General features: G+C 63.9%; 10 protein-coding genes and 1 pseudogene. 7 read left to right on the forward strand and 4 right to left on the reverse strand.

All coding sequences use genetic code 11. From position 1 onward, the window contains the following. From WBB85_RS22670 to WBB85_RS22680, 3 genes and pseudogenes are all read right to left on the reverse strand, one after another. A pseudogene (locus WBB85_RS22670) lies at positions 1–1147 on the reverse strand (RNA degradosome polyphosphate kinase); the annotation flags it as partial. Between the two features lie 41 nt (positions 1148–1188). Then, positions 1189–1863, reverse strand: a complete 675-nt coding sequence (locus WBB85_RS22675; protein ID WP_432640832.1) for a chromosomal replication initiator DnaA — start codon at positions 1861–1863, stop codon at positions 1189–1191. Position 1864: 1 nt separating this feature from the next. Then, positions 1865–2932 carry an AI-2E family transporter gene (locus tag WBB85_RS22680; RefSeq protein ID WP_432640833.1) on the reverse strand — a complete coding sequence of 356 codons (1068 nt, stop codon included), beginning with the start codon at positions 2930–2932 and terminating at the stop codon, positions 1865–1867. 151 nt (positions 2933–3083) lie between these two features. On the opposite strand from WBB85_RS22680, the gene WBB85_RS22685 reads away from it, so the two are divergent. The 7 genes from WBB85_RS22685 to WBB85_RS22715 all read left to right on the forward strand — a co-directional run bounded on the left by WBB85_RS22685 (position 3084) and on the right by WBB85_RS22715 (position 11348). Further along, positions 3084–5618 (forward strand): putative PEP-binding protein, encoded by a 2535-nt coding sequence (locus WBB85_RS22685; RefSeq protein ID WP_432640834.1) that lies wholly within the window; start codon positions 3084–3086, stop codon positions 5616–5618. A gap of 207 nt (positions 5619–5825) precedes the next feature. Continuing rightward, a complete protein-coding gene (locus WBB85_RS22690) occupies positions 5826–6512 on the forward strand; it encodes a cell wall hydrolase (RefSeq protein WP_432640835.1) in 687 nt (228 codons plus the stop codon). Between the two features lie 88 nt (positions 6513–6600). After that, complete coding sequence (locus WBB85_RS22695) at positions 6601–7494, forward strand: dihydroneopterin aldolase (protein WP_432640836.1); 894 nt, start codon at positions 6601–6603, stop codon at positions 7492–7494. A gap of 47 nt (positions 7495–7541) precedes the next feature. Next, positions 7542–8555, forward strand: coding sequence for a dihydropteroate synthase (folP, locus tag WBB85_RS22700; protein WP_432640837.1), 1014 nt, complete (start codon positions 7542–7544; stop codon positions 8553–8555). Then, entirely contained in the window at positions 8552–9895 is a 1344-nt protein-coding gene (gene glmM / locus WBB85_RS22705; RefSeq protein WP_432640838.1) for a phosphoglucosamine mutase, read from the forward strand. Before folP ends, glmM begins: the two co-directional genes overlap by 4 nt. Before the next feature lie 99 nt (positions 9896–9994). Continuing rightward, a complete protein-coding gene (locus tag WBB85_RS22710; protein ID WP_432640839.1) occupies positions 9995–11035 on the forward strand; it encodes a PLP-dependent cysteine synthase family protein in 1041 nt (346 codons plus the stop codon). A 109-nt stretch (positions 11036–11144) separates the two neighbouring features. Beyond that, complete coding sequence (locus WBB85_RS22715) at positions 11145–11348, forward strand: hypothetical protein (protein ID WP_432640840.1); 204 nt, start codon at positions 11145–11147, stop codon at positions 11346–11348. 62 nt (positions 11349–11410) lie between these two features. On the opposite strand, the gene WBB85_RS22720 is transcribed toward WBB85_RS22715, so the two are convergent. Next, the coding region (locus tag WBB85_RS22720) for a hypothetical protein (RefSeq protein WP_432640841.1) at positions 11411–11659 on the reverse strand (249 nt) is incomplete at its 5' end.

An 11659-nucleotide genomic window follows, 5' to 3' on the forward strand; every position in this document is an offset into this window, starting at 1 on the left:
GCTTGATCGCCAGCACGTTCGGGTCAGCCGCTGCCTGACTGAGAAAGCGGATAACCATGTCGAAGGTCTCGTAAGGATGGTGCAGCAGCATGTCCTTCTGACGGATCGCAGCAAACATGTCGCCGTCATGATCCTGCACACGTTCGGGCACGCGTGGGCTGAAGGCGGGCCATTGCAGGTCGCGGCGGCTGTCGAGCACCAGTTCCTTGAGGTCGGCCATGCCGACCATGCCCCTGACCTCCACCACCTCATCGGTCGTGACAGCCAGTTCCTCCATGATCAGGGCGCGCAAGGCTTCCGGCGCGCCCGCCGTCATCTTAAGTCGGATCACCTGCCCCCGGCGGCGGCGTTTCAGCGCGGTTTCGAACTCGCGCACAAGGTCCTCGGCTTCGTCCTCGACCTCGATATCGCTGTCGCGCAGCACCCGGAAGGCGCAGTGGCCGGTGTCGCGATAGCCGGGAAAGAGCGATCCGAGATGGACGAGCAGCATTTCTTCCATCGGCAGGAACCGCTTGCCACCCGGCAGGGCGATGAAACGCGGGATCTGCTGCGGGATTGGCAAGAGCGCCTGAAGGTGGCGCCTGCCTTTGTCGCGTTCCAGCTCAAGCGCAAGGCAGAAGCCGGTATTTGGGATGAACGGGAAGGGATGCGCCGGGTCGATGGCCAAAGGCGAGAGAACCGGGAACACCTTGTTGAGAAAGTAGTCAGCAAGGAAGGCTTCATCCCGCTTTGTCAGTTTCGAGCGGGTCAGAAGGACGATCCCTTCCGCGTCCAGTTCGCGCCGAAGCTTGTTCCACACGGTCTGCTGCATCGTCATCAGGCGGCGGGCATCGGCATTGATCAGGCCAAGCTGTTCGGCAGGCAACAGCCCGTCATCCGAATGCATCGAATTGCCCGCCCGCACCAGTTCGCGCAGGCCCGCTACGCGGACCGTGTAGAACTCGTCGAGGTTGGTGGCCGAGATTGAGAGGAACCGCAGCCGCTCCAAGAGCGGCACACGCGGATTGCGCGCCTCATCCAGAACCCGCCAATTGAAGGCCAGCCAGCTCAATTCCCGGTTGAAGAAACGCTTCGGGCCGGAAAAGTCGGCTTCGGGCAACGTGACCGCTTTGGGGAAGGGGGCCTTGAGGAAATCTGCCTGTGTCATGCGGGGCTTATCGTTAAGATGTGTGACGCTTTCGTGACGCATCATGCGTCGTCGTCCGGCGCGGTGTCCAGCACCTCGGACGCAAGGGCACGGGTCACCGGTCGGCCGCGTTGCAGAGCGGCGGCATCGAGCGTCGCGACCGCGTCGTGCGCGGCGGCGAAAGAACGGTCGATGCGGCGGATTAGCCAGCGGATGAGATGTGGTGTGACCTGAAGCTGACGGTCGGCGAAAAGCTTCAGGCAGACCGCGGCCAGAAGGGCATCGTCGGGGGGCAGAATCTCGGCCACCGCCGTCGCCTCCATCCGGCTTTTCAGATCCGGCAGGGTCAGGCCCCAATGCGTCGCCCCCCGCCGCGCTGTCAGCAGAAGCGGGGCTTGCGCGGCCAGAAGGTGATTGTGAAGGTGAAAGAGCGCGGTTTCCGCCGCCCGGTCCCCCGCGATCCGGTCGGCGTCCTCGACCACCATCGGGCCGGGATCGGGCAGGGGCAGGGCCGTCAGGTCGGCGGCCGTGACCACCTGCGCACCGACATCGCCGGCCCAGACCTGCGTCAGATGGCTTTTGCCAGCACCGTCAGGCCCCAGGAGCAGCATCTTGCCCAGCGGCCAGTCGCCCGCGTCAAGTGCGGCCAAAGCCAGCTCATTCGCAGGCGAGACAAAGAAGTCCTCGCGCCCCAGTGCGGGGCGCACCGGCAGGTCGAAAGCAAGCTGACGGGGCATCTCAGTCCTCGTCCCGTCCCGCCAGGCCTGTGTAAAGGCGACTTCCCAGATACTGGCCAACGCCGAACCGCGCCAGCACCCCGATGGCAGCGGCGACCGGGACCGCGACCAGCATGCCGACAAAACCAAAGACCGTGCCGAATGCGGACAGGGCAAAGAGCAGCCAGACCGGATGCAGCCCCACCGATTTGCCGACAAAGCGCGGGGTGATGACATTGCCCTCAAGGAACTGCCCGGCAGCAAAGATCGCGGCGATGATACCGATACTCAGCCAGTCGCCCCAGAACTGAAAAAGTGCCAGCCCGATCGCCAGAGCCCCGCCGATCAGTGCACCAACATAGGGAATAAAGGTGATCAGCCCGGCAATGGCACCAACGATCAGCCCGAAATCGAGGCCCGCGATCATCAGCGCGACCGAATAGAAGGTGCCAAGTGCGATACAGACCGAAACCTGTCCGCGCACGAAGCCTGCCAGCACCTTGTCGATGTCGCGGGCGATGGCGCGCACTGTTTCGCGATGATCGCGCGGCAGCCAGCTGTCAATCTTGGCGACCATATTGTCCCAGTCGAGAAGCAGGTAGAAGGCGACGACAGGCACGACGACGATGAAGACGATGGCGTTGATGACCGAAAGGGCCGAGGTCAGCAATCCCTGCGCAAGCTCCCCCCCACGGGCCTGAATGGTCTTGCCGATGCCGTTCAGTGCATCGCGTACCACGCTTTGTTCATCCATCAGAGAGGGGAATTTCGCGGTCAGAAAGCCCTGCAATTCGCCGAAGATGGTGGGGGCGGCATTCACCAGTCCGACAAGCTGGCGCACCAGCATCGGCACGATGAGCAGCGACAGAAGAACAAAGGTCAAAAGGGCGATCACCGATATGACCGAGGTCGCCGCCGTGCGGCTGAGGCCCGCCCGTTCCAGCCGGTCGGCGACCGGATCAAGGAAATAGGCGATGGCGCCGCCGACAAGGAACGGCAGAATCACATTGCCGAGGCCCCAGAGAGCCGCGAAAAAGACACCCGTCGCGATGCCCCAATAGGTTGCTTGCTGCCGGATCGGCAATGCCATGATCGTCTCCTGTCTCGCGTCAGTCATGGCGCAAGCGCGTCCGGTTCGCAAGCGGCGAGACCGGGGCGTCACGTCACAGGGCGGCCAACGTGCTTTTGCTTGCGTGCCAACGGATCGGCGCTATCCTGCGGTGCAACAAGGGATTGCCGCAGTGCAGAAACATAGTGATTTTGTCCAGTTCACCGAGGTCACGCCATCCGCGGCGATTGACCCGGCGCGCCATGGCTGGCGGGCGAAATGCCTGCAGCGGCTGATCCGGCTGGATTTGCCGGTGCCCAAGACCGTGGCCTTGCCGTGTGACACAGTGCGCGCGATCGCAGCGGGGCAGTTGCCGGATGTCGATCGCATCGCCTCACTTTTCGGTGGGTGCCTCGTTTCGATCCGGCCGTCCCCCGGCGAACCGGAATGGGGTGGACCGAACACCGTGCTGAATGTCGGCATGAATGCCGGGAAACATGCCGAATATGCCCGTGACCATGGTCTGGCTTTCGCAGACGCCACCTATCTTGGTTTCGTACAATCCTACGCGATCCATGTCGCCCGGCTCGACCCCGACATGTTCGTGGCCGAACCGTCGCCCGAGGCGCTGGCGGCAGCGCTTGCCGCCTATGAAGCCGAGATGGACGAAGAGTTTCCGCAATCCCCCGCACGTCAGCTGACCGAGGTCATGCGATCGATGGCGCGGGCCTGGGAAGGCACGACCGCCCGGCTTCTGCGCGAGGTGAAAGGCGCGCCGCCAGACGCGGCCCTTGGCCTTGTCGTGCAGGAAATGGCGCAATCCTTCGGACCGGCCCTGGCCGGGGCCGGATCCATCCAGCTTGTCGAAGGCGTGACCGGGGCACCGCAGGTCACCGGCCGCTTCCGGGGCCATAACCCGGCCAATCGTAAGGCGGAAGAGACGCTTTTCCTGGTCAGGGACAAGCGCGGCCGTTCGCTGGAGGAAGCCGCGCCAAAGGTCTTTGCCGAATTGCAGGATTACTGCCGCGCCTGCCGGACCAGACTGCGCGAAGAGATGCTGATCGAATTCGCGCTGGAAAACGGCGCGCTGAGGGTCATCGACGCGGTCAAGGTGCAGCGGTCCTCGCGCGCGGCGGTGCGGATCGCGGTGACATTGGCCAAGGATGAGGTCATCAGCCGGGATGAGGCGATTCTCAGGGTTCAGCCGCAGGCCTTGTCCGAGTTGCTGCACTATCAGGTCGATCCGCGCGCGCCGCGCGACCGGGTGACACGCGGCATCGCCGCCAGCCCCGGGGCTGCGTCAGGCAAACTGGTCTTTTCAGCGGCGGATGCGCAGGCTTCGGCCGCGCGGGACGAACGCTGCATCATGGTGCGGCGCGAAACCGCGCCCGAGGATATCCGCGGCATGCATGCTGCCGTTGCCGTCCTGACCGAACGCGGTGGCATCACGAGCCATGCCGCGGTGATCGCGCGCGGATTGGGCCTGCCTTGCATCGTCGGCGCCTCGGATCTGTCGATCGATCTGCGGGAAAAGGTGGTGAAGACCCGGGATGGCCGGACCTTCCGCGAAGGCGATGTCATCACCGTTGACGGCACATCGGGAGAAGTGCTGGCGGGGCAGGCCGAGATGCTGGAACCTGCGCTTGACGAATGGTTCACGACGTTGCTGCACTGGGCCGACAATGTCCGCGATATCGGCGTGCGGGCGAATGCGGATACGCCCGACGACGCCCGCACCGCACGTATGTTCGAGGCCGAGGGCATTGGCCTTTGCCGGACCGAACACATGTTCTTTGACGAAGACCGCCTGACCGTGATGCGCGAAATGATCTTCGCCGATACGGTCAAGGACCGGAAAGTGGCGCTCGACCGGCTCTTGCCGATGCAGCGCGCCGATTTTATCGCGCTATTTGACATCATGGCGGGGCTTCCTGTCTGTATCCGCCTTTTCGATCCGCCATTGCACGAATTCCTGCCACAGGACCGGGAAGGCATGCGCGAACTGGCCGAGGCGCTGGACCGGCCGCTTTCCGAAGTGACCCGCAGGGTGGAGGCATTGTCGGAATTCAACCCGATGCTGGGGCTGCGTGGTGTCCGGGTCGGCGTGACCGTGCCCGAGATTTATGAGATGCAGGCCCGCGCCATCTTTGAAGCGACGGTCGAGGCGTCCAAGCGTGGTGCAGCCGTGGTTCCCGAGATCATGATCCCGCTGGTTTCGGCCAAGCGCGAGGTCGAGCTGGTCAAGACCCGCGTCGATGCCGTGGCAGCGGCGGTCAGAACAGCGACCGGTGCGGAGTTCACCTATCGGCTCGGCGTCATGGTCGAAACCCCGCGTGCGGCCCTGCGCGCGGGAGAGATTGCCCAGCACGCGGCCTTCCTGTCGTTCGGGACAAACGACCTCACCCAGATGACCTATGGTCTGTCGCGTGATGATGCCGGTCGCTTTATGGGCGACTACGTGCAGCAAGGTGTCTACCCTGAGGATCCGTTTCACGTTCTGGACGAGGACGGGGTCGGCGAACTCTTGCTTATCGGATCGGCGCGCGGGCGCGAAATGCGACGCGATGTGACGCTTTCGGTCTGCGGAGAGCATGGCGGGAACCCTCCATCTATAGCATTTTGTCGCAGGTCCGGCTTCGATTACGTCTCTTGCTCGCCCTTCCGGGTGCCTGTCGCGCGCCTCGCGGCGGCGCAGTTTGCCCTGCTTGATCCGCGCGACAAGAAATAATATCTCGCCATATCAACATGATGTCGGAGAGCCATCGAAGATGGCCCCGGATTTTCGCGGTTTCCGGATCTGAAACGATCACCGGTCCCAGCAGGGGCATTGTTGCATAAATGCCGCAAGGGTGGACGCGGTGGCCCGTTTCGGCTATGTCGCCCTCGTCAAAGCCTTGGGGGGCTGCGGCTCGACGAAGTAATTCGGGAAAGAACAATGTCAGTGCTGAAGTGCTGGACCGGGAGCGCGGTGCTGCTCCTCGCCCTCGCCGGAGGCTTGCATGCCGAAATGACGGTGAGCCAGTCCAATGATCCGACCGCCGCTTTGGGGATGAACCTCACGGCGCTTCTTGGCCAGGAAAAGGCCGCGCTGGGCGCGGTCAGCGCGTCCCGGCTGAGCAAGATCGTGACGCCGCCGACCGCGAAGCCGTCCGAGGCCAAATCGACCGGTGATATCGCCTATGATTCCGCCTGGCTGTCGAACCTGCCGTCTGCCAAGGGCGGACCGGAATTCGAATGCCTTGCCACAGCGCTTTACTTTGAGGCGCGCGGCGAAGGGATCAAGGGACAGGCCGCCGTGGCCGAGGTCATCCTCAACCGCGTCGAAAGCCCGACGTTCCCGAAGACGATCTGCGGCGTGGTCAATCAGGGCAATTCGCGTGGCTGTCAGTTCTCGTTCACCTGCGATGGCCGGCCTGAAAATATCGGCGACCGGGGGGCCTGGACCGTGGCGGGCAAGATCGCCCGCGCGATGATCGATGGCGCACCGCGCCGCTTGACCGACGGGGCGACCTATTTCCACACGCCAGCCGTGCGGCCGTCCTGGGCGAAGCGGTTCGAGAAGACGACGAAGATCGGCCGCCACATCTTCTACCGGGCGCCGTTGCAGACTGCGATGAACTGACGCTGCAAGGCGGCCCAGTGCCGCCTTCGGCCTTTCGGTGTCCGCGCGCGGCGCTATGATCGCCCGCGACGCAGCCCCGGAGCCCTTCATGTCCGACGAGATTTCCCAGGCCTTTGCCCATCCCGAAGATCGGGCGAAAGCCATGGGCGGGGCGAACCCGCCGGACCGTCTTTCGCTCCGCGATTACATCACCAGCGCCGATATCGGCGCCTTTCAGGTCGAGCGCGGGCAGGAGCAGCGCCTGCGCTTCAATGTCGTTGTCGAACTGGCCCCGCAGGGCGCGGCGGGCGATGATGTCGACCTCATCCTCTCCTATGACCGGCTGACCGAGGCGATTGACGCCGAACTGGCGGCCGAGCGGCTGAACCTCTTGGAAACCCTGTCGGAAAACATCGCCGCCCGCATTCTGGCCGAACCGCAGGCGGAACGCGTCTTCCTCCGGATCGAAAAGCTCGACCGGGGCCCTTATGCGCTGGGCGTCGAGATCGTTCGCGGCCGGGCAGACATCGCCCCCGCCGCGCTGGTGGATATACCTCAGCCGCTGATGATCTACCTCGACAATGCGACCATTGCCGCGGCGGACCTGCCGCTGAGGCTCGACCGGATTGCCGAACCGGGTGTGCCGGTCGTGCTGACGGTCGGAGTGCTGGACATCGCACGGCCCGCGACGGCTGACCGCAAAGCTCAGCGCCGGATCAACCTTTTGTCGATGGAGCAGAATGCCTGGGTGCTTGCCGCGCGCGATCCCCGTCTTTCTGTGGTTGCGACGCGGACCGAACTCGACTGGGCGATACGGCAGGGCCTCATGGTCATCTGGGCCCCGTCGAAGCTGGTCCTCGATACGCCCGGCGCAAGCGAGACCGCCTGTGTCGGTCTGGACCTTGCGGGCTGGCTTGCCGGTGAACTCTCGGCTCGGAAGCTGATCGTTCACGGCAATGTTGCAGGCCCGGCGGCATGTCGCGTGCCGGTCGAACTTGCCTGACCCTCGGCGCTTGCCATCGGCACGCGGCCCGGCCTAAACCGCTGAGCATGATCTATTACCGTCCTATCGCCCAGACCGATACCGCCCGGCCACCGCTCGCCCCGTGGCTTGCAGGGGGCTGGTGCTGGTTCGACCGGCTGGAGCGGCTGGAGCGCGGCAAGGCCGCAAAGGTCGTCACCGTGGACGAGGTTCCCGAAAGCGTCCTGCAGCGCCTGTGTGCCCCGCGTCCCGACATTGCCGGACTGGCGATGGACCACCCGCGCCTGATGGGCATTCTTAACGTGACGCCCGACAGTTTTTCGGATGGCGGGCGGTTCCATGCGGCCGATGCGGCCCTGACCCATGCGCGGGGCATGGCGGCAGCCGGGGCCGATATCCTCGATATCGGCGGCGAAAGCACGCGGCCCGGCGCGGACGAGGTCAGTCTTGCCGATGAAATCAGCCGCACCGAACCGGTGATCCGGGCGCTCTGCGAAGCCGGGCTGACCACACCGATTTCCATCGACACCCGCAAGGCCGAGGTGGCGAAAGCCGCCCTTCAGGCCGGTGCCAGAATCGTCAACGATGTCGCTGCCCTCAGTTTTGATCCGGAACTGGCCGATGTGGTGGCAAAGGCGGACGCGCCGCTTTGCCTCATGCATGCACAGGGCGATCCGGCGACGATGCAGGACGATCCGCGCTATGACGATGTGCTTTTGGACGTTTACGACTATCTTGAGGGCCGCATCGCTGTGGCCGAGGCGGCAGGCATCGCCCGCGAGAGGATCATCGTCGATCCCGGCATCGGTTTCGGCAAGACGGACGGGCATAACCTCGCCCTGATCCGGGGGCTCTCGCTCTTCCACGGGCTTGGCTGCGCGATCCTTTTGGGGGCCTCGCGCAAGCGTTTCATCGGCACGATCGGGCGGGCGGATGCGGCAGACGACCGTATCCCCGGTACACTGGCCGTCACGCTGGCGGGGATTGCACAGGGCGTGCAGTTGCACCGCGTTCATGATATGGCAGAGGCAAAACAGGCGCTGAGGCTCTGGCAGGCCGTGACGCTGGGAGAAACGACATGAGCAGGAAGCTTTTCGGCACAGACGGCGTGCGGGGAACCGCGAATACCTACCCGATGACAGCGGAAATGGCGCTGAAACTGGGGGCGGCGGCGGGACGATTCTTCCGCACCGATGGGCGCAATGGCCACCGCGTGGTGATCGGCAAGGATACGCGGCTGTCGGGCTATATGCTGGAAAACGCGCTGACGGCGGGGCTGACCTCCACCGGCATGAACGTGCTGCTGCTGGGTCCCGTGCCGACACCTGCCGTGGGTTACCTCACCCGCTCGATGCGCGCGGACCTTGGCATCATGATCTCGGCCAGCCACAACCACGCCCATGACAACGGCATCAAGTTCTTTGGCCCCGAAGGGTTCAAACTGTCGGATGAGGCCGAGGCTGAGATCGAAAGCATCCTTGGCGGTGACATCGCTCTGGCCCAACCCGCCAATATCGGTCGGGCAAAGAGGATTGACGACGGGCTTGGCCGTTATGTCGAATATGCCAAGACGACCTTCCCCGCGCGCGGCGCGCTTTCAGGGCTGAAGGTGGTCGTCGATTGCGCCAATGGGGCCGCCTACAAGGCAGCACCACAGGTGCTGTGGGAGCTGGGCGCAGATGTGATCCCCGTGGGCGTCGCGCCCAATGGTTTCAACATCAACGACAAATGCGGCTCGACCCACACCCAGACGGCGGCCGAGGCGGTGGTGGCCCATGGCGCCGATCTTGGCATCAGCCTTGATGGCGATGCCGACCGGGTGATGATCCTTGATGAACACGGGCATGTGGCCGATGGCGACCAGATCATGGCGCTTTTCGCCGCCCGCTGGGCCGAGGCCGAGCGGCTGAAGGGCGGGGCGCTGGTGGCGACGGTCATGTCCAATCTGGGGCTTGAACGCTTCCTGACGGGGCGCGGCCTCAGGCTGGAACGCACCGCTGTCGGCGACCGCTATGTGGTTGAGCGGATGCGGGAAGGCGGCTTCAACCTTGGTGGTGAACAATCGGGTCATATCGTGATGACCGATTACGCCACCACGGGCGACGGTCTGATCGCAGGTTTGCAATTCCTTGCCGCCATAGCCGAGACAGGGCAGCGCGCCTCGGAACTTGTCCGTCAGTTTGAAACCGTGCCGCAACTTCTCAAGAACGTCCGCTATGGGGCTGGAAAAGAACCGCTTTCCGCGCCATCAGTGCAGAATGCGATCACCGGTGCCGAGGCGCGGCTGAGCGGCACCGGCCGTCTTCTGATCCGCAAATCCGGCACGGAACCGCTGATCCGGGTCATGGCCGAATGCGAGGATGAGGGGCTCTTGTCCGAGGTCGTGGATGGCATTGTCGAGGCCGTCGAAAACGCCGCGTGAGCCTGTAACCGCCCAACCGGCCGCGCACTTCGTTTCCACTGGCATTGCAGGTCATTCTCTGCAACTTGTCGCCCGCGTATCTAAAGCAGGGAAGCAGGCATGACAGATTGGGTGACGACGGCGATCAGCAGGATTGAGGCGGACAACCACCGGTCGGCGGATACCCACCTCTTCAAGCTCGACCTTCCGGGGCTGAAAGGCGTCGATCTTTACCTCAAGGATGAAAGCACCCATCCGACGGGCAGCCTCAAGCACCGGCTGGCGCGCTCGCTCTTTCTCTACGCGCTCTGCAACGGCAAGCTGAAGGAAGGGACACCGGTGATCGAGGCCTCATCCGGCAGCACGGCGGTGTCCGAGGCCTATTTTGCCCAGATGATCGGCCTGCCCTTCATCGCCGTCATGCCGCGCCGCACCGCGCGCACCAAGATCCGCCAGATCGAACTTTACGGTGGCCAGTGCCATTTCGTGGAAAGCGCGCCCGAGATGCATGACGCGGCCGTCCGGCTGGCCGCAGAGATGGGCGGCCATTTCATGGACCAGTTCTGCTACGCCGAACGCGCAACAGACTGGCGCGGCAACAACAATATCGCCGAGAGCATCTTCCGCCAGATGGAGCGGGAGGTCCATCCGGTGCCGAAGACCGTGGTGATGAGTGCCGGAACCGGCGGCACCTCAGCCACGCTCGGCCGCTATATCCTCTATCGCGGATATGAGACCGAACTCGTGGTCGTCGACCCGGAAAACTCGGTCTTCTATGACAGCTACATGACCGGCGACCGCGATCTGCGGGCGAATTGTTCCAGCCGGATCGAAGGGATTGGCCGGCCGAAGGTGGAATTGTCGTTCCAACCCGATGTCATCGACCGGATGATCCGGGTGCCAGATGCGGCCAGCGTGGCGACGATCCTCTGGCTCGACCGGCTGACAGGGCGCCGGGCAGGGCCGTCGACGGGCACCAACCTCTGGGGCGCGCTGGAGGTTGCGGCCGGGATGATGGAACGCGGGGAAAAGGGGTCGATCGTGACGCTGATGTGCGACAGCGGCCAGCGTTATCTCGACAGCTATTACGACGCCGACTGGGTCGCGGCGCAGATCGGTGACACTGCCCCCTGGACCGAACGGCTGACCGCGTGGTGCTGACACCGCGCCCCCATAGTTCCACGTTCCGGCCACGTTTCCTTCACCCGGCCATGCCATCATCCCCGTGCAGCGGCCCGAAACGGCCGTGCCAAGGAAGGAGATGGGTAAGATGATCGAGCTGCTGATATCCGCCTGCCTTATCGGAGGCGAGGATTGCCGCGACGTGTCGATGCTTTACGATCCGCAGGACGTATCCCTGATGACCTGCATGGTGATGGGCCAGACCGAGGCCGCGCGCTGGCAGATGGAACACCCCAATTACCGCATCGCCCGCTACCGCTGCGGCTTTGCGGGGCAGGGCAAGGACGTTTGAGGCCGCCGCATCGTGATTGGCAGTCTGATTACTGCCATTCCTGACTTTGAAGTCCGGGACTGCTAACGAGCACCGCTCAGCCGGGAAACCAACACTTTGAACTGACCCGGTAGCCAACAATCACTATCTGGCCATTCGGATGGTTTTGCTACGAGGTCAACGGCTTCCGGCTTTCGTACGGTTTCGCCAAGGAAGCGGACCGACCAGCGCTGAGAGGCCGGATAGACAACGACATTCATGCTGCGGGCAACCCGTAGGGTAGATCGCCTTGGCCGATCACCCTCGGTGTTGGTCGTGCTGTCGTCCCATAT

The sequence above is a fragment of the Albidovulum sp. genome (genome assembly GCF_049646345.1).
In the GTDB taxonomy this organism is placed as follows: Bacteria; Pseudomonadota; Alphaproteobacteria; order Rhodobacterales; family Rhodobacteraceae; genus Albidovulum.